The organism is Flavobacterium omnivorum (assembly GCF_900099915.1).
GTDB lineage: Bacteria > Bacteroidota > Bacteroidia > Flavobacteriales > Flavobacteriaceae > Flavobacterium > Flavobacterium omnivorum.
Window position 1 is genome coordinate 88,626 of sequence record NZ_FNDB01000006.1, and the last position, 20,553, is coordinate 109,178.

Genomic DNA, 20,553 nt, shown 5'->3' on the forward strand with positions numbered 1-20,553 from the left:
CGAAGTAAGGAGACTTCGTACCAAACTCGCACGAGCTTTACAAATTAAACAGTTCACGTATCAATAACAAAGAACATTATATTTGAGCAAAAAAAATTACTTGATACTAATATTAAATAAAAAGTTTCCTTTTTTAAAACACCAACAATACAGTACAACCAAACATATGAAATTACTACTTCCTATAAATAGCGTTTGCTGTGCGAAATCCTAATTCAAAAAAGCATTCTATCTTGGAAATTGTACGTGGAGAGGGTATTCTACTAGCTCAGTACCTTATTGAAGAAACTGTAAATCATCATCTATAATACTCAATAAAAACAGCCTTTCAGGAAACAAAAAGCAACACAAAGCCCCTGAAAAATACAGAACCAAAATTTAATTTGACTAAACTAAGCAATAAGAATAAAACAATGTTACATTTTTTTTACCATATAAGTCATTTAAGTTTCATTTGTTAGGCTCGTATAACTTAAACAACAATAAGGACATTTAAGGTTTAATGCTTATATGACTCCTATGTTAAATAGTATTTCACTCATTTTATAGTACGACATTAAATAGGTTCAACTGCTTATAAAAGCAAATAGTAACAGTTACCGTGTTAAAAGATATCACTACACTTCTAGTACATACTAGATGTACTTTCGAAAAAGAGATAATAAAAAAGAAGGTGATATGATATTTTAAGCCATCCTACTAAGCATCGTGAGCTGCTACTTACTCTGTTTTTGTAGTTGAATTTAATTACCTATTTAAAACCACATTCCCCATAAAAGGTTACCGATAATATATGCGTTACTTTCGATCTTTTTTATAAATTTGTATTGCTGTCACTACGCACCTTAAAAGAAACTATTATGAAAAATACAATAAGCTTGGGCTGTTTAATTTTGGTGCTAGCTTCCTGCAAAGAAGATAAATCACGAACATACGAAAAGATCAATGCTGCTAATTGGCTCCTGGGCAATTGGGAAAGCAAGTCTTTTGAAGGAAACCTAACCGAATCTTGGAAAAAAGCAAACGACAGCACTTTTCAAGCAACTTCCTACTTCATAAAAGAAAAAGACACGCTACATTTTGAAACGATTATCTTGGAACAAAAAGGAGAAAAGGTAACCTATTATGCTACGGTGCAAGGGCAAAATGAGGACAAACCGATTGCGTTTAAATTAAAGACAGCATCCGAGAAAGAATTACTATTCGAAAATCTACAACACGATTACCCGCAAATAATTAATTATACTCCAATTACTGCAGACAGTTTAGTTGTAAAAATTTCCGGAATGCAACAGGGGAAACCTAGCTCAGAGCAGTTCTCAATGAAAAGAATCAAGTAAAAACTAATTTCTCGACTTCATAAACAGCCTTACTCCATAAAAGTAAGGTTTTTTTATGCTCATAAAATACTGTTTTTCAAATTACTATATAATAACTTTAAAATACTATTCATATTTAGTCTAAATAAGTTTTGTTAATAACAAAAGCAATCTTATATTTGCGACTTATTTTTAATTAATCTAAATAAATGAATAAGATACCTACCCTCTACCTGTTAGTTTTACTTTTTGGAATAACTGTTACTGCTCAAGAAAAAAAAGAGCAAGAAAAAGATTCCTTAAAAACACTGAAAGAAGTAATCGTTAACACCAACCAATACAAGTACAAAAGAGAAAAAAGCACTACAGTCTCAAAGATGCCTTTGAATAACATAGAAAATCCTCAGGTATACAATACCGTTACCAGTGAGTTAATGAAAGAGCAAGTGGTTACTAATTTTAGTGATGCATTAAAAAATGCAACTGGAATCACCCGCCTTTGGGAATCAACTGGGCGTGGCGGAGATGGCGCTGAATTTTTTACAATGAGAGGTTTTTCTGTTCAGCCAACTATGATCAATGGACTTCCCGGAATCAACAATGGAAGTATTGATCCTGCCAACGTGGATAACATTGAAATAATCAAAGGACCTTCAGGAACTTTATTTGGCAGCAGTTTAATTTCATACGGCGGCTTGATAAACATTGTGACTAAAAAGCCCTATTCAAGATTTGGCGGTGAAATTAGTTATAATGCAGGATCGTATGGTATGGATCGCCTTACTGCAGATGTGAATATTCCACTAAACACGGATGTTTCTGTAAGAATCAATACAGCCTACCAAAAAGAAAATTCGTTTCAGGATGCCGGTTTTGGAAAATCCTTTTTCTTTGCTCCTTCCTTGAGTTATAAAGTTAGTGATAAACTTTCGTTCTTGGTTAATACCGAATTCACCAACAGAAATTCAGCAAATGCCCCAATGCTTTTCTTGAGTAGATATGCGCCTCTTTCATTTAATTCAATGGAGTTATTCGAAAAAAACTATAAAAAATCATTCACCTCAAACGAGCTGTCCATCAGCAATCCTACTTATAATTTACAAGCTCAAATGTTTTATAAAATATCGGATCAATGGACTTCACAAACGGTACTATCCAGAAGCAGCAGCAGCACAAATGGGTATTATTCCTATTTATTTGATGCATCAAACGGAAATGATTTTACTCGATTTATCTCTAAAAGAAACGGAGAAACATTAGCAAATGATATTCAACAAAATTTTATTGGAGACTTTAAAATAGGAAAATTAAGAAACCGATTGGTCGTAGGGGTTGATTATTATAAATCCGATATTCAAAATGGAAGCAGCGGTTGGCGCGGAAACGGTGTTGTTTCTCTGACTGATGGATCGGATACCGGAGATTTAACTCAAGCTGGTGTTGACAATTTATTAGTGGGCTCATTCGAAGGAAATACAATAGCAGAAACGAAAGTTCTAAGTGCTTATATTTCGGATGTATTAAATATTACCGATAAACTTTCGGTTATGGGAAGTCTGCGTATAGATAATTTTGAAGGAAGTATTAATTATTGGTCAACAGACAAAATTAAAAGTCAAACCTCTTTTTCTCCAAAATTTGGTGTAGTTTATCAAATAATTGAAAATAAAGTTTCTGTTTTTACAAATTATATGAATGGTTTTATTAATAAGGCACCAGTATCCGTTTCAGATGTTGATGGTACAAATTCCAGATTGCAAATTTTTGACCCAGAGCAGGCCAATCAATATGAATTTGGTCTAAAAACTAACTTATACAAAGACATTATTTCGGCATCGATCAGTTACTACAATATTGATGTGAAAAATCGATTAATGACAGATCCCAACAATATCAACAATGCAATTCAGGGTGGTGAAGTCAACAGCAAAGGAGTGGAAGTTAGTTTTACGGCTAATCCAATGAAAGGATTCAATGTGATTGCCGGATTCAGTAATAACAAAAGTGAAGTTACAAAAGACAATCCCGGTGATGGTTATTTAGGCTTAAGACCTGAGGAAGCCGGACCGGAAACCCTAGTCAATTTTTGGGCAAATTACACCTTGACTTCTGGGAAATTAAAAGGATTTGGTCTTGGATTTGGTGGAAACTATGCCAGTGAATACAAAACCTTGAATAGAGCGAATATCGGAACGTTTGCTTTACCAAGTTATACAATTTTAAATTCGGCTTTGTCCTATTCAAATGATAAATTCAATCTTGCTTTGAAATTGAATAACGTATTAAACGAAAAATATTATTCTGGTTGGTCCACTGTAACTCCTCAACGATTGAGCAGTCTAACAGCAGGTTTGACCTATAAATTTTAAGATTCTTAATTCGTTTTATTTAACTAAACTCCTCCTTAGTGGGGAGTTTTATCCATTTTTAATGAAAAATAACACCCTAAAAAAAGCAATCCTAAAAATCCATCTTTGGCTTGGATTGTCCTCTGGAATACTTGTTTTCATAATTGCAATCACGGGATCCTTATATGCCTTTCAGGAAGAAATACAAGATTATACCGATGAATACAGGTTTGTAATAAAACAAGAAAAGCCATTTCTATTCCCAACACAATTAGAAGAAATTGCCCGAAAGGAAATACCAAACAAAGTACTTCATGCTATAAAATACAATGGTTCAACGAAATCAGCGGAAGCCATCTTTTTTCATTACGAACCTTCCTATCATTATATTGTATACCTCAATCCATATACAGGGGAAGTCCTTGAAAAAACCAATATGGAAGATGGTTTTTTTAACTTTATTCTTGATGGTCATTTTTACCTTTGGTTGCCCCATGAAATTGGACAAACCATTACAGCATCGGCAACATTGGTATTTTTGATCCTACTGATTACTGGCTTTATTCTTTGGTATCCAAAAAATAAAAATGCCGCAAAACAACGGTTTTGGTTTAAATGGAAAAAAGGATTAAAATGGAAACGCAAAAACTACGACTTGCATAATATTACTGGCTTATACGTGCTTATAATTGCCATAATTTTTGCAATTACGGGTTTAGTCTGGGGTTTCCAATGGTTCGCTAATTCTTATTATACTGTTCTTGGCGGCGAAAAATCTTTAGTTTATGAAGATCCAATTTCGACTATAAAAAGCAAAACAGTAGATAAACCGCTGGATCAAATTTGGACTTTGATGCAAAACGAATATCCAGAAGCAAAATCTATAGAAGTGCATCCCCCGGAAAGTGCCAGCTCTTCTATTGCGGCAAATGCAAATCCTGAGGAAGGTACCTATTGGAAAATAGACTACCGTTATTTTGACCAATATGACTTAGAAGAACAAAAAGTAGAGCATCTTTACGGAAGGTATAAAGAAGCTAAAATTGCCGACAAACTGATGCTCTTGAATTACGACATACATACGGGTGCCGTTTTTGGAATAGCCGGAAAAATATTTGCTTTTTTAATCAGTTTACTTATTGCGAGTCTTCCTATAACTGGATTCTACATCTGGTGGGGAAGAAACCGAAAATCAAAAGTTAAAATTTAACATTTAACGCTAAAATCAAAAATCCTTGTCTAAAAGCAAGGATTTTTTGGTTATAACATTAAATTTCAATACATTAAAAATGTTAAAATTGTTATCAATATTTAGTCTAAATAATTTTGTTAAATCAGATTCAGATTATATATTTGCACCGTTATTTTTATTCAATCCAAATAAACAAAATGAAATATAGTTTAACAGTCCCATTTGCATTATTATTTTGTCTCTCTGGACAAGCTCAAGAAACAGCGAACGCCTCAGAAAACCCAACTACTTTAGAAACATTTGATTCAGTTTCCGATACTGTTAGAAATAAAAAAGGAGGTATTCTTAAAGAAATTATAATCACACCAAATCAACACAAAAAACCAGTTTCTGCCATTCGATCCGGCTTGAAACCAATGGACGTTCCACAAAGCATTCAAATCATAGGGAGCGAGATAATTGAACAACAACAAGCCATTCGCTTAAGTGAGGTTGTAAAAAACATTAATGGTGTGTATGTAGGATCTGCTCGCGGTGGTGCTCAGGAATCCTTTTTTTCACGTGGCTATGATATGTCAGCCAACAATATGTTTAAGAATGGATTTCGTTTTAGCGGTGGTTCGATTCCCGAAGTCTCTTCCTTAGAAAAAGTTGAAGTGCTCAAAGGAAGTGCCGCTCTACTCTACGGAAATGTTGCTCCCGGAGGAATATTAAACATGGTTACGAAAACTCCTTCGTTCAAAAAAGGCGGCGAAATAGCCATGCAAATGGGTAGCTATTCTTTTTACAAACCATCTATTGATATTTATGGTCCATTGAATGATATTATCGCTTACCGCTTCACGGGTTCCTATGAAAATTCTAAAAGTTTTAGAGATAATGTATCCAAAGAAAGATATTATATAAACCCTTCTTTTCTTTTTAAAGTAAGTAACAAAACTGAAATTATACTGCAAGGAGATTACCTAAAGGACGATTGGACACCCGATTTTGGATCAGGAATAATCGGAAAAGAAATCCTGGCGCTACCTATAAGCACCTATTTAGGGGCCAATTGGTCTACTGGAGAAACTAAACAAGCTACTGTTTCAGGATTAGTAAACCATAATTTCAATAAAGACTGGACATTAAACTTTAATACTTCTTTTCAAAATTTTGATAGAACATCAAAAGGAACAGAACGAATTCAACCCGCAGCCAATGGAGATTGGAAAAGACCATTGGGACAAAATAAAAACCAAGAACAAATTATTGCTGAACAATTAAGCATTCAAGGAAAATTCAAAACAGGGCAACTAAAACATCAATTATTTACAGGTGTTGATTTGGAAAACTCCTTTACAGAAGCCAATACCTTCACCTTTAGCCCTTCAACATACGGTAGTGGAAACGTTTTTGATTTCGAGAATTTTGATCAAGGTGGCGCTATACCAAACGCAACAAATACCCGAATTGTAAAAACAGATACCAATCGTTTTGGTATTTATGCCCAAGATTTAATTTCGCTTACCGAAAAATTTAAAGTTTTGGCAGGAATTCGTTGGTCATGGCAAGAAGCTCTGGTAGAAACAACTGATTTAGTTAAAAATACAATTACAGAAGGTCAGAAACGTAAAGACCAAGCTTTCACTCCAAAATTGGGACTCGTCTATCAACCGACAAAAGACATGTCCTTGTTTGCCAGCTACTCGAACTCGTTTACACCAAATACAGGAACAACAGTGGATTTAAAGGCGATTAAACCTTCCATTATTGACCAGTACGAAGTGGGAATAAAAAAAGATTTTTGGAGAGGAATACTAAGTACAAATGTTACGGTATACCAAATTACAAATAGTAATTTAGCACAAACAGCCGAATTTAAAGCAGATGGATCAAGCAATACAGATACTTCTCTAAAAATTCTAAGCGGAGAAACCACAAGTAAAGGCGTAGAATTTGATATTGTTGCAAAACCTATAAAAGGTTTAAATATTATTGCTGGATACAGCTACAATGATATGCGCTACACAAAAACTTCTGGTTTAAAAGGAAGCTTTATAGAAGGGGATCGTTTGGCAAGAACTCCAGCAAAAACTGCTAATTTAAGCTTTTTCTACACCTTGCCATCCGGGGCGTTACAAGGAGTTTCAGTAGGAGCTTTAGGAAATTATATCGGTAAAAGAGTAGGTGGATGGAACAATCAAATTGATGCCTCACTACCTAACGGAATATATGACCGAGAAATTCCTTTAGAAGGTTACACTACAATAGATGCGTCAGTAGGTTACAGTTGGAAACAATTCTCCATTTTATGCAGAGTTTCAAATATTACGAACGTTTTAAATTATACTGTTCATGAAAACTACAGTGTAAACCCAATTGCACCGCGTCAAGTAATGACGAGTTTAAAATACAAATTCTAATTAAACCTTTTGTCAAATAAATCATCTGATTTATAATTAATTTCACAAAATTCCAACCATGAAAAAAATAAAAGCAAGAAATTTACACCGTGATTTAGGATATTTCTATATCGGATTAATTGTTTCGTTCGCCTTCTCAGGCCTTATGATGAATCATAGAGATTCTTGGCATCCGGAAAAATACACTACCGAAACAAAAGTCATTCAAGTAAAACTGCCTGCTGAAAGTGAAATTAATGAAAAATTTGCTGAAGATTTAGGAAAACAATTGGGCATCGATGATAAAATGAGACGTCAAATGGTAAAAAAAGGAACCTTTAAGATTTCTTTTGAAAAGCACGATCTCGAAATTGACATGAAAACTGGAAAAGGAGAACTTGTTTCTTTCTTTAAAACGCCTATTATCAGTCAATCCATGAGCTTACACAAAAACACTTCCAATTTCTGGATTTATTATTCTGATATTTTTGCGATAAGTTTAATCATTATAGCATTAACAGGAACGGTAATGATCAAAGCCGGAAAATTTAGTTGGAGGAACAGAGGTTGGAAACTGGCCGTTGCTGGAATTATATTTCCGTTGATCTTCTTGTTTTTGTTGGGATAATATCTAATCTTCAAAAGAAAACAGTACCCTCGTTTAGAAATAAACGAGGTTTTTTATTTTGACAAATAAAATCACGTTTTTTACATATATTTGACTTAACAATTGATTTATAAATACTTACTAAATTTTTTACAATGAAAAAACCACTATTATTATTTGGGACATTTTTATTACTGATAATTACTTCTTCTTGTAAAGATGAAAAAAAGGATGAAAAGGCACGAATTCCAGAACAATATGCTTTAGAGGATTTGTACAACACGAAAGACGTAAGTGCATCAGGATTTAATGTTGATGAGACAAAAATACTGATAACGAATAACGCAACGGGAATCTATAACGCCTATGAGTTAAACATTTCAGATACTACAACAATCACGTTGACAAAATCGACAAATGAAAGCATTTTTACAATAGATTATTTACCTGGAAGTTCTAAATTTATTTATTCTGCTGATGAAGGTGGAAATGAGAATTCCCATCTGTTTTTAATGGATCGCAATAACTCTATTCCAAAAGATATTACTCCGTGGGAAAATAGTGCCAATAGTTTTTTTGGCTGGAGCCAAGATAAAAAAAACATGTATATCTCTAGCAACAAAAGAGATGTGAAATATTTTGATTTATTAAAACTAGACACTATTTCTTGGAGACCAACTGTTTTATACCAGACAAATTCTGACTTATCGCCTTCCTTAATAAGCAAATCCGAAAGATACATTGCATTAAACAAGTCAATTACGACGGATAAAAACGAAATGTATTTGTATGATCGAAAAAACAAAACAACAAAACGAATCAGTACTGATAAAGAAGCCAACTGGAACCCAATGGCTTTTGAGAAAAATGATAGTATTATGTATTATTCGAGTAATGAGGATACAGAATTCAGCTATTTAGTTAAGTACAATATCAATACTGGAAAATCAGAAAAAATATTCGAAGACAAATGGGATATCAATTATATGTATTTAAGTAAAAATGAAAAATACCATGCTATATTCATTAACAATGACGGAAAAAACAAAGTCTTACTTTTTGACCATGTCACTGGAAAACAAATTAATCTCCCTGCATTTAATGATGGGGATGTTACTAATATAATAATTTCTAATAGCGAAAACAAACTATTGCTCACCGTAGGCAGTAGCACGAGTCCTGCAAACCTTTATTTTTATGATATTCCTTCTAAAAAACTGAAACAACTCACCTCTGTTTTAAACAAAAAAATAAACCAAAACGATTTAGTAACAGCACAAGTAGTTCGTTTTAAATCTTTTGATGGGAAAGAAATCCCTGCTATTTATTACAAACCAATACAAGCATCCAAAGACAATAAAGTACCCGCATTAATATGGGTACACGGTGGTCCTGGAGGGCAAAGTCGCATTGGGTATTCAAACAGTATTCAATATTTAGTAAATCGCGGCTATGCCGTTTTAGCTGTAAATAATCGCGGAAGTAGTGGCTATGGAAGAACTTTTTACAAAATGGACAACAAAGACCATAGCAATGGAGATTTAAAAGACTGTATTTGGGGTAAAAAATGGCTTGTAGAACAAGATTATATTGACTCAAATGCCATAGGTCTCTATGGAGGAAGTTATGGAGGATCTATGGTTCTTGGCGCATTAGCATTTCATCCAGAAGAATTTAAAGTAGGTGTTGATTTATTTGGTGTTGCCAATTGGCCGCGAACACTAAAAAGCATCCCTCCATTTTGGGAATCTTTTAGAAAAGCGTTGTATGATGAAATGGGAGATCCTTATACTTCAGATAGTATTAGACTAAAAAAGATTTCACCCCTTTATAATTATGATAAAATAAATAAACCGCTACTGGTTTTTCAAGGCTCAAATGATGTCAGAGTACTTCCTATTGAAAGTAATGAAATCGTAGCCGGTGTAAAGAAAAACGGAGTTCCCGTGGAATATATCGTGTTTCCAGATGAAGGGCACGGTTTCCAGAAAAATGAAAATCAAATTACTACCACAAAAACAACTTTAGCTTTTTTAGAAAAATATTTAAAAACGCCTAAAAAGTAATCGATATCTAAAAGAAAAATCCCATCTCAATTTACATCGAGATGGGATTATCTATTTTAAAAAGCAATTGGCACTTTATTTTAAACCCGACAAACTGTGCTCGATAGTTTCAATTTTTGCCAAAGCATCCGCTTCTTTTTGTCTTTCGTTAGCCAGTACTTTCTCTGGCGCACCAGCCACAAATTTCTCATTTGCTAGTTTGTTTTGAACGGATTTCAAAAAACCTTGCGTGTAAATTAGCTCCGCAGTCAATTTAGAAACCTCTTCTTCCACGTCAATATTTCCAGTTATTGGGATAAAATATTCATTCGATTTTACCCTAAAAGACAAGGCACCATCCACTTTATCCGAAACATATTCTAACGAAGTGATATTCCCTAATTTGGTTACAACCGAATCAAAATAAGTAGAAGCTGAATCGTTATTAATCGCTTTCAATTCGATCGCATCTTTGAATGGAATATTTTTGTCCTTACGAATCGTTCTAATTCCGGAGATCACTTCAATTGTGTTTTCGAAATCAGCAATTAAAGCTGCGTTAAACGGTTTCATCTCTGGCCAAGTCGAAACAATTAAGGCTTCTTCTGGAGATCTTTCTGCTAAAATTTGCCAAATTTCCTCCGTTAAAAAAGGCATAAATGGATGCAATAATTTCATGTTATTTTCGAGCATTTCTATAGCTTTCGCCAAAGTAACGCTGTCGATTGGTTGCTGATAAGCTGGTTTTATCATTTCCAAAAACCAAGAACAGAAATCGTCCCAAACCAATTTGTAAATTGCCATCAACGCATCAGAAATTCTATACTTTTCGAAATTATCTTCAATTTCTAGAAGTGTTTGCTGCAACTTCGCTTCATACCATTCTATTGCCACTTTAGACGATTCCGGTTGTGAAATAGCATCTGAAACTTCCCATCCTTTGATTAGTTTAAAAGCATTCCATATTTTATTAGTAAATCCTTTTCCTTGATTACATAATTCTTCATCAAACATAATATCGTTCCCTGCAGAAGCGCTCAATAGCAAGCCTACTCGAACTCCGTCGGCACCAAATTTTTCAATCAAATCTAGTGGATCAGGTGAATTTCCTAGTGATTTAGACATTTTACGTCGCTGTTTGTCACGAACTAAACCGGTTAAATAGACATTTGTAAATGGTTTTTTTCCGGTGTATTCATATCCTGCAATTATCATTCTGGCTACCCAAAAGAATAAAATATCTGGACCTGTAACTAAATCATTCGTAGGATAATAGTATTTGAAATCTTCACTTTCTGGATCCATAATTCCACCAAAAACAGACATCGGCCAAAGCCAAGAGGAAAACCAAGTGTCTAAAGCATCTACATCCTGTCTAAGGTCTGAAGCAAGAAGGGAAAAGTTAGAAGTTTTTTCTTTGGCTAAAGCCAAAGCATCCTCAATATTTTCAGCAACTACAAAATCTTCTTTTCCATCACCATAGAAATAAGCAGGAATTTGTTGTCCCCACCACAATTGACGCGAAATATTCCAATCTCGAATATTGTTTAACCAATGGGCATAGGTATTATTAAATCGAGCAGGATGTAATTTAATATCGCCATCAACCAATACCGATTGGATCGCTGGTTTTACTAAATCTTCCATTTTCAAGAACCATTGATCTGATAATCGTGGTTCAATTACGGCCTTTGTTCTTTCAGATGTTCCTACTTTATTAAGGTGAATTTCTGTTTTTGCTAAAGCTCCAATAGTTTCTAATTCTTTGGCAATCGCCTCCCGAACCACAAAACGATCTTTTCCTTGGTAGTGCAATCCAAAGCTATTTAAAGTGGCATCTTCATTGAAAATATCAATAATTTCAAGATTGTGTTTCTCACCTAATGCTTTATCATTCATATCGTGCGCCGGAGTGACTTTTAAACACCCTGTTCCAAATTCAACATCTACATAATCATCTTCGATAATAGGAATCACGCGACCGCAAATAGGAACAATGGCACTCTTCCCTTTCAAGTAAGCAAAACGTTCATCATTTGGATTGATACAAATCGCGCTATCTCCAAAAATTGTTTCTGGACGCGTAGTAGCAATGGTCAGAAAATCTTCACTTCCTTCTATTTTATATTTTAGGAAATATAATTTTCCTTGTTGTTCTTCATAAATTACTTCTTCGTCTGACAAAGTTGTTTTCGCTTCAGGATCCCAGTTCACCATTCGGTATCCTCTATAAATCAGTCCTTTGTTGTATAAATCTACAAAAGAACGAATTACAGATGCCGACATATCTGGATCCATTGTAAATTTAGTTCTTTCCCAATCGCAAGAGGCACCTAGTTTTTTTAATTGGTCTAGAATAACCCCACCATATTTGTCTGTCCATTCCCATGCATGGGCTAAAAACTCTTCGCGGGTCAAATCATTTTTATTTATTCCTTCGGCTTTTAATTTGGCTACCACTTTAGCTTCAGTTGCAATCGAAGCATGATCGGTTCCCGGAACCCAACAAGCGTTGAATCCTTTCAATCGCGCTCTTCTTATTAAGACATCCTGAATAGTGTTATTTAACATGTGACCCATGTGCAGAACTCCCGTCACATTGGGTGGCGGAATTACTATGGTGTAGGGTGTTCTATGGTCTGGTTCTGAGTGAAAATAATTATTTTTCATCCAGTAGTCATACCACTTATTTTCAATAGTTTGAGCGTCAAATTGTGCAGGAATCGTCATTTTATTTTGGATTTTAAGATAGGCTAACTAGGTTCATCGATTCAATACGAAATCCACTCCACAGCTTGCCGTAAATCTTTGGTCTGATATTTGTAATTGATATTGAGAACAAAAGTAAATAATTAAGTACACTATAAAAAGAGAAATAAATATTTGTGCGTTAATTAAAACGAAGTATATTTACTTTAATGATTAAAAATAAAAATAAAAATGAAAAAAACTATAATTCTATTCGCATTCGCATTGATCAGTAGTATCGGTTTTGCTCAAAACGGACCTAAAATCGTATTTTCTGCTAAGGACAATACCATCGATTATGGACGGGTTACTAAGAATGAAGATGGCAGTCGCGATTTTACCTTTACCAACACCGGTAATGCACCACTAATAATCACTAATGTATTATCAACTTGTGGCTGTACCGTTCCTACAAAACCAAATGAACCAATTATGCCAGGAAAAACAGGAAAAATTACAGTGAAATACAACATGGCTCCAGGACCTATCCGAAAAACAATAACTGTGGAATCGAATGCAGTAAATTATGAAGGCGGAAGAGTCGCTCTGAAAATTAAAGGAGAAGTAATTTCCAATTAATACATTATTTATCAAACTAAAATGCTTCTGAACTATTTTTCAGAAGCATTTTTTTTTACAAAATATCATCTAATTGAAAACTGAACTTCAAAATTTGTTTTTGACGTTCTACTTCTAAAGTAATCCACTTCTGGTCTATCGATTTAAAAAGGGTATTAATTTCTTGCAACGTATACTTGTAAGGAACGATAGTATTAATGCTAATAATTAAATCCCCTTTTTGTAACCCTGCTATAGCGGCTGGAGAATTTATCCTAACATTAGCAATTTCAAAAATAGGCTTTAGTTTAAATTTATATTTAAAATCCGTCTTTGGTCCTATGCCTCCAGACTCGCCATATTTACTAGCTAACGGAACTGTTTCCATTCGCACAGTTTCCTGAATCCATTGCAAGCCATTGTGTTGAATCTCTACACCACTTTTATTATAACTAAAAGGAGTTGAAAATTCACTGTTCTTTTTCAAATGCAATCGTTGGTTTTGATAATCAAAAACCACATTAAATCTTTTCATGATTTCGCCACCTACAGATCCCATTCGATCAGGCACCATCGTTACATTTCTGATCGAAACAGAGTCTGGAAAAGCCGCAACTGGAGCACTAAATTCAAAATCAGCCATCTTAAATTTTTGAAGTCGCCCTCTTTTACCTTCAACGTCCCCGCTAAATCCCCTTCCTAAAAAATCATCAAAATTTTTCACGGGAACTTTTATAAAAGCGGAACGATCTTGAAACAACCAAACAGCATCACTGTTACCAATGTCAATCAACAACTTTACCGCAACTTCATGATTATTTAGCGTAACGGTGCTATTTACATAAGGCTTGAATTTTTCAATAGTGATGGGAATCGTGTTAAATTTCTTTTCAAATTTAGTACGGTTTCTTTCATTGTTCTGGTGAATTATAATCCTTTTTTTGTGGTAATTCACTTCGACTAAATTATTTCGAAAAAACTGATAACCAATAATCCCGTTCACAGGAATCCCAATATGAGAAGATAAATTAAACTCAGGATCCAAAACAATATAAAGCATGTGATTCTTAATCATTAAATCACTAAATTCTAACGTATTATTCGTAGACTTTAATCCTTCGACAGCGGCTTGATTTCCTAAACCTTTTAGTAATACCTTTTCAGCATTAAAAAAACGGACTTCTTTTTTTTCTTCTAAACTAAACAATATAGTCTCAGCGACTCCTGTATCTAACAAAAAATTTAGTTCAATTCCATTGACTTTGATAGGTACAAAAACTAAATTATTAATCAATTTAAAAGGTACGCTGGTTTTATATACCCCTTTTTCGAACTGAAATCCTTCTTGTGCAAAAACAGACACAACATACAGATAGGTAAATAGTAAAAATAGTACTTTTTTCATTACAATAGTTTACATAAAAATACTAAATTAATTCAATCAAAAATGCAGATTTAACACTATATACGTCTAATGATTGTAATAAATTCGAAAAAAAAATCGCAAATTTGCAATTCAATAATTAAGACTATGCCAAAAATATCAAACAAAGGCAAACAAATGCCTGAATCACCAATACGAAAATTGGTGCCATACTCTGAAATAGCTAAGAAAAAAGGACATAAAGTATATCATTTGAACATTGGTCAACCCGATATAAAAACACCGGAAGTTGCTATGAATGCGGTTAAAAATATTGATTTAACCATTCTGGAATACAGCCATTCTGCAGGAAACGAAAGTTACAGAAAAAAACTAGCCAACTACTATACAAATCAAGGTATTTCCGTAAATATTGAAGACATCATTATCACAACAGGAGGATCTGAAGCGTTAATGTTTGCCATGGGAAGCACGATGGATCAAGGTGATGAAATTATTATTCCAGAACCCTTTTATGCAAATTATAACGGATTTTCAACGGCGTCTGGCGTGAACGTTATTCCTGTTATCTCCACTATCGAAACGGGTTTTGCGCTTCCAGCAGTGGCCGATTTTGAAAAACTGATTACTCCAAAAACAAAAGCTATTCTTATTTGTAATCCAGGAAATCCTACTGGATATTTATACTCCAAAGAAGAAATCATGCAGTTAGCAGCTCTGGTTAAAAAACATGATTTATTCTTAATATCTGATGAGGTGTATCGCGAATTCACTTATGACGGCGACATACATTATTCTGTTATGAGCGTTCCTGGACTTGAAGAACATGCCATTATGATCGATTCGGTTTCAAAAAGATATAGCATGTGTGGTGCGAGAATAGGGTGTATTGTTTCTAAAAATAAGGAAGTGATGACTACAGCGATGAAATTTGCGCAAGCAAGATTGAGTCCTCCTACTATTGAACAAATTGCAAGTGAAGCAGCACTGGACACACCGCAAAGTTATTTTGACGAAGTAATTTCAGAATATAGAGAACGTAGAGATACTTTAATTGAAGAATTAAACAAAATAGATGGTGTAATTGTGAGCAAACCTAAAGGTGCTTTTTATTGCATTGCGCAATTGCCAGTGAACAACGCCGACGCTTTCGCTCAATGGCTTTTAGAAAGTTATGACTTAGATGGCGAAACCATAATGGTTGCACCAGCAGCAGGTTTTTACTCTACCCCAGGAATGGGATTGAATCAGGTTCGAATTGCTTATGTTTTAAAGAAAGATGATCTGATTAGTGCAGTTCGCATTTTAAAAGCAGCAATTCCAGTTTACAATGCAACACAAAATCAAGCATAAGCAACTAAATTCTTCAGATTTAAAACTGGACTAAACTGGATTTAATATAAAAAAGGCAATAGCGAACTCGTTATTGCCTTTCTTTTTAGGCCTAAAAAAGAAACAAAAACACCTTGAAGAAGCGATAAAGTGCGTTTAAATAGTAGGAGCGATAGAAATTCTTTAATTTTTATTATTTATCTTTACCCCTTAAATAATTACACCCACTATAATAGTTGCTTTTAATGATAAATAAAGAAGAATTTCAAGACGAAATAGGAGACAATCATATTAGTTTATCCGCAAAGAATCCAATTAGAGATGACGCTTTCACCATTTCTGATGATGATAAAATCGAAAAAATAAAAAAAGACGTTGAGAACATCCTGCTTACACTTGGAATGGACTTGACTGATGATAGTTTAAAAGGCACACCCAATCGTGTGGCTAAAATGTTTGTAAAAGAAATTTTTGGAGGTTTAAATCCTGCAAAAAAACCAAAAGCATCCACTTTTGACAACAATTACAAATATGGTGAAATGTTAGTTGAGAAAAATATCATCGTCTATTCTACTTGTGAACACCATTTATTACCCATTATAGGAAGAGCTCACGTAGGTTATATTTCTAACGGAAGAGTTATTGGTTTATCTAAAATGAACCGCATCGTAGAATATTATGCCAAAAGACCTCAGGTACAAGAACGCTTAACGATGCAAATTGTGCAAGAATTACAAATTGCTTTAGGCACTGAAGATGTTGCTTGTGTGATAGATGCTAAACACCTTTGTGTTAATTCTAGAGGAATCAGTGATATCGAAAGTAGCACTGTAACATCCGAGTTTGGAGGAAAATTTAAAGACAGCGTTACTCGCAGAGAATTCTTAGATTATATCAAACTAGAAACAAAGTTCTAAATCTTATTCACCCGCAGTGCGGCACGAAATAAGAAGGATATTGAACAATAAAATTACATTTTTTTAATGCAGAAATGCCCTAGCCCTGATTGAAGTGAAAATCCTTTTTATCGCCCTTGCGAATAAAAAGATTGAAGCGGAAAGCAGGAAGCAGCTCCAAAAAAAACAATTGAAATGCCTTTATACAAGAGTCAGACTTTAAAAATATACAATTCACTTTCGGGAGAGAAAGAAACATTTACACCTATTCATGAAGGAAATGTGGGAATGTATGTTTGCGGACCAACTGTTTACAGCAATGTGCATCTTGGAAATGTGCGAACATTCATGTCTTTTGACGTGATTTTTAGGTATTTTTTGCATTTGGACTACAAGGTTCGCTACGTTCGTAATATTACTGATGTAGGTCATATTGTGGATGATGTAGATGAAGGTGAAGATAAAATTGCAAAAAAAGCACGCTTAGAGCAGCTAGAACCCATGGAAGTGGTGCAACGATATACCGTAGATTTTCACGATATTTTGAATGCTTTCAACTTTTTACCGCCTAGTATTGAGCCAACGGCAACGGGTCATATTATTGAACAGATTGAAATTATCAAGACCATTATTGATAAAGGAATAGGTTACGAAGCCAATGGATCAGTTTATTTTGATGTAGTTAAATTCAATAAAACAAATCATTACGGGCGATTAAGTGGTCGAAATATCGAAGATATGCTTACCAATACGCGAGATTTAGACGGTCAAACTGATAAAAGAAATCCCCAGGATTTTGCGCTTTGGAAAAAAGCAGAAACACAGCACATCATGCGCTGGCCTTCGCCATGGAGTGATGGATTTCCGGGTTGGCACGTAGAATGTACCGCAATGAGTACTAAATACTTAGGCAATCATTTTGATATTCACGGTGGAGGAATGGACTTAAAATTCCCGCATCATGAGTGTGAAATTGCTCAAAACGAGGCTTGCACGGGTCAAACTCCGGTTAATTATTGGCTACATGCCAATATGTTAACTTTGAACGGTAAAAAAATGGCTAAATCTACCGGAAATAATATTTTACCCCGAGAAATATTAACAGGTGAAAATACTGTTTTAAGTAAAGCTTTCTCAGCATCTGTAGCCCGATTTTTTATGTTGCAAGCGCATTACCGCAGTATTCTTGACTTTTCAGATGACGCGATTGTTGCTTCTGAAAAAGGATATAAGCGATTGATGGAAGCAATAAATTCGTTAAAAGAGATCACTGTCGCTGCAAAAAGCACTATTAATATTCCAGCATGGAAGCAATTGTGTTATGATGCAATGAATGATGATTTTAATACGCCTATCCTAATAGCACAGTTGTTTGAAGGCGTTCGCTTTATCAATTTGCTAAAAGAGGAGAAAGAGAGTTTGGATGCAGAAGACTTAGATTGTTTTGCAAAAACAATGAATGCATTTGTTTTTGATGTGCTAGGACTAGAAGAAGAGAAAATTTCTGACAGCACTAACGATAAATTACAAGGAACAGTAAATATGTTAATCGAAATGAGAAAACAGGCTAGAGAAAACAAGAATTTTGCTTTGTCTGATCAAATTAGAGACCAGTTGATCACATTAGGAATCCAACTTAAAGATGGCAAAGAAGGTACTACTTTCTCGATTTAATTTCAATGCAAGTTCGATGCTTCTTAACTCTATCAAAAAAAAAGACCTCAAAAAAGGAATTAATGATATTTTAAGCTTTATAATTCCCAAGTGAAACTATGAAAATAACTGCACCATTTATCATTTTAGTTCGGTTTTATCAAGTAGCGATTTCACCGTTCACACCTTCAGCTTGTCGATTTGAGCCCACTTGCTCCTCTTACATGATTGAAGCGCTGCAAACTCATGGGTTATTTTATGGAGGATATCTGGGAACAAAACGAATTTTAAGTTGTCATCCTTGGGGGAAAACAGGATATGATCCTGTGCCTAAAAAATCTTGCCTTCATAAACATTAGTTTTTATAGTACAAATTTTACTTTTAATCTTTATTTTTACCTAAAATAACAAAATTACAATACATGACACATGCTTTAAACATTGTTTGGAACCCATCAGAAGGAATTGATTTAGGCTTTTTTATAATTCGGTATTACAGTTTAATGTTTGTCATTGCTTTTGGATTAGGCTGGTATATCATGAAAAATATTTTCGATCGCGAAGGAGAATCGATAGAAAAATTAGACTCTTTATTTATCTGGACTGTATTGGCGACTTTGATTGGTGCTCGTTTAGGACATGTTTTCTTTTACGATTGGGAGTATTACCGCAATCACCGACTGGAGATATTCTTACCTATAAGAGAAAATCCAAACGAAGCTCTATTTAGCATTATTAAAGGCTGGGAATTTACTGGTTTTCAAGGATTAGCAAGTCACGGAGCTGCAATTTCTATCATTATTGCTATGTACTTCTACAGTAAAAATATATTAAAAAAACCGCAGTTATGGATTTTGGATCGCGTGGTTATTCCTGTTGCGAGCGGTGCTATTTTCGTCAGATTGGGTAACTTTTTCAATTCGGAAATCATAGGTCATGAAACGACTTCTCCCTTTGGAATAAAATTCATAAAAGACCACTTTAGTCCTATGGATGCTGTAAATGCTACTCAGATACCTAATCCTAAAGAAGCTTACACCGCCATTGCAACAGACCCTAAATTTGCTGTATTATTAGAGCAAGTGCCAGTAAGACATCCTACACAATTGTACGAAGCAATTTGTTATATTTTTGTATTTGCAGTCTTATTTTTCTTGTATTGGAAAACTGAAAAAAGAAAATATACAGGATTTATTTTCGGAATGTTTCTAGTGTTGTTGTTTACGGTACGTTTTATCGTAGAATCCGTTAAGGAAAGCCAAGGCGGTTTTGAAAGTGCTCTCGGTTTGTTTTCAACAGGACAATGGCTTAGTATTCCTTTTGTACTTATAGGATTGTATTTTATATTTACTGCTGAAAGAGAAATTACGAATTAAAAAAAATAATTTGAAAGCAAAAAAAAGCGTTATCTGAATCAAAACAGGTGACGCTTTTTTTATAATGCAAACAATAATCCAAAGTCGATATTTTTAGTAGTGTAACCCGAATTCTTATTTTGTAACCCGGCGTTAGATACGTGCCGGATACTTGGCCTAAAATCAATCGTTATTCGATTCATTTTAAAAGTAACTCCTAAAGCAATAACGTCAGCAAAGGCAAAACCTTTAGATAAGCGCTCTGTTTCTGTATCGGTAATCATTGGTCCCACACTACCCAAAGCATAGAGACTGGCTTGATTAGAGAGTGGTTTCCGGACCAAAAATCCTAAATTCAAGACGTACTCTTTTATATCCTTTAACTTTGTGTATCGTTCTCGTTTTTCTATGTAATCCGGTTCGTCCGGTTCAATAAAAAACAAATTCAAGAGTTGATGCGTTGCAAAATTAAGTTCTGGCTGGACAAGGATTTGATAGCTGACTTTTTTTGATTCTTTTACTCCAAAATAAAATTGCAACTAATAATAATGATTTGTGTAAGAGTAATTTTTATTTTTAAATTCAGCACCTAACCCATAAGCAAAACCCACTTGGACTTCCCTGTTTTTGACTTGAGCAAAAGACAGCATTGAAGGATAACAAATAAACAAAATAAAAAAAACACTCTTAAACATAACTATTAATTTAAAAACAGACTATAATTTTTGAAAC

Annotated in this window: 15 protein-coding genes; 12 read left to right on the top strand and 3 right to left on the bottom strand. The window is 34.3% G+C overall.

The features are described from left to right. The first annotated feature begins 860 nt into the window (after positions 1 to 860). From BLS90_RS08395 to BLS90_RS08420, 6 genes are all read left to right on the top strand, one after another. On the top strand, positions 861 to 1,340 hold the full coding sequence (locus BLS90_RS08395; protein ID WP_091257217.1) for a DUF6265 family protein: 480 nt from the start codon (positions 861 to 863) through the stop codon (positions 1,338 to 1,340). 188 nt (positions 1,341 to 1,528) lie between these two features. After that, entirely contained in the window at positions 1,529 to 3,688 is a 2,160-nt protein-coding gene (locus BLS90_RS08400; protein WP_091257218.1) for a TonB-dependent siderophore receptor, read from the top strand. A 61-nt stretch (positions 3,689 to 3,749) separates the two neighbouring features. After that, positions 3,750 to 4,877, top strand: a complete 1,128-nt coding sequence (locus tag BLS90_RS08405) for a PepSY-associated TM helix domain-containing protein (protein ID WP_091257219.1) — start codon at positions 3,750 to 3,752, stop codon at positions 4,875 to 4,877. 179 nt (positions 4,878 to 5,056) lie between these two features. Then, positions 5,057 to 7,264 carry a TonB-dependent siderophore receptor gene (locus BLS90_RS08410; RefSeq protein WP_091257220.1) on the top strand — a complete coding sequence of 736 codons (2,208 nt, stop codon included), beginning with the start codon at positions 5,057 to 5,059 and terminating at the stop codon, positions 7,262 to 7,264. Between the two features lie 58 nt (positions 7,265 to 7,322). Continuing rightward, positions 7,323 to 7,871, top strand: coding sequence for a PepSY-associated TM helix domain-containing protein (locus BLS90_RS08415; RefSeq protein ID WP_091257221.1), 549 nt, complete (start codon positions 7,323 to 7,325; stop codon positions 7,869 to 7,871). Positions 7,872 to 8,005: 134 nt separating this feature from the next. Beyond that, entirely contained in the window at positions 8,006 to 9,916 is a 1,911-nt protein-coding gene (locus BLS90_RS08420; protein WP_091257222.1) for a S9 family peptidase, read from the top strand. A 75-nt stretch (positions 9,917 to 9,991) separates the two neighbouring features. Here BLS90_RS08420 and BLS90_RS08425 read toward each other — a convergent pair whose 3' ends face one another. Continuing rightward, positions 9,992 to 12,625, bottom strand: coding sequence for a valine--tRNA ligase (locus BLS90_RS08425; protein ID WP_091257223.1), 2,634 nt, complete (start codon positions 12,623 to 12,625; stop codon positions 9,992 to 9,994). Positions 12,626 to 12,835: 210 nt separating this feature from the next. On the opposite strand from BLS90_RS08425, the gene BLS90_RS08430 reads away from it, so the two are divergent. Further along, a complete protein-coding gene (locus BLS90_RS08430; protein WP_091257224.1) occupies positions 12,836 to 13,222 on the top strand; it encodes a DUF1573 domain-containing protein in 387 nt (128 codons plus the stop codon). A 55-nt stretch (positions 13,223 to 13,277) separates the two neighbouring features. On the opposite strand, the gene BLS90_RS08435 is transcribed toward BLS90_RS08430, so the two are convergent. Continuing rightward, positions 13,278 to 14,606 carry a PDZ domain-containing protein gene (locus BLS90_RS08435; RefSeq protein WP_091257225.1) on the bottom strand — a complete coding sequence of 443 codons (1,329 nt, stop codon included), beginning with the start codon at positions 14,604 to 14,606 and terminating at the stop codon, positions 13,278 to 13,280. Between the two features lie 126 nt (positions 14,607 to 14,732). On the opposite strand from BLS90_RS08435, the gene BLS90_RS08440 reads away from it, so the two are divergent. From BLS90_RS08440 to lgt, 5 genes are all read left to right on the top strand, one after another. Then, positions 14,733 to 15,938: a pyridoxal phosphate-dependent aminotransferase gene (locus tag BLS90_RS08440; RefSeq protein ID WP_091257226.1), complete on the top strand. Its 1,206-nt coding sequence runs from the start codon at positions 14,733 to 14,735 to the stop codon at positions 15,936 to 15,938. A gap of 224 nt (positions 15,939 to 16,162) precedes the next feature. Further along, the gene (folE, locus tag BLS90_RS08445; RefSeq protein ID WP_073353927.1) at positions 16,163 to 16,834 is read left to right on the top strand and encodes a GTP cyclohydrolase I FolE; all 672 of its coding nucleotides are present in this window, start codon (positions 16,163 to 16,165) and stop codon (positions 16,832 to 16,834) included. A 174-nt stretch (positions 16,835 to 17,008) separates the two neighbouring features. Further along, the gene (gene cysS, locus BLS90_RS08450) at positions 17,009 to 18,487 is read left to right on the top strand and encodes a cysteine--tRNA ligase (RefSeq protein WP_091257227.1); all 1,479 of its coding nucleotides are present in this window, start codon (positions 17,009 to 17,011) and stop codon (positions 18,485 to 18,487) included. Between the two features lie 98 nt (positions 18,488 to 18,585). Further along, complete coding sequence (yidD, locus tag BLS90_RS08455; protein ID WP_073353924.1) at positions 18,586 to 18,825, top strand: membrane protein insertion efficiency factor YidD; 240 nt, start codon at positions 18,586 to 18,588, stop codon at positions 18,823 to 18,825. 63 nt (positions 18,826 to 18,888) lie between these two features. Next, positions 18,889 to 19,842 (top strand): prolipoprotein diacylglyceryl transferase, encoded by a 954-nt coding sequence (lgt, locus tag BLS90_RS08460; RefSeq protein WP_091257228.1) that lies wholly within the window; start codon positions 18,889 to 18,891, stop codon positions 19,840 to 19,842. A gap of 59 nt (positions 19,843 to 19,901) precedes the next feature. On the opposite strand, the gene BLS90_RS08465 is transcribed toward lgt, so the two are convergent. Beyond that, positions 19,902 to 20,360: an acyloxyacyl hydrolase gene (locus tag BLS90_RS08465; protein WP_245705068.1), complete on the bottom strand. Its 459-nt coding sequence runs from the start codon at positions 20,358 to 20,360 to the stop codon at positions 19,902 to 19,904. Positions 20,361 to 20,553: the final 193 nt, after the last annotated feature.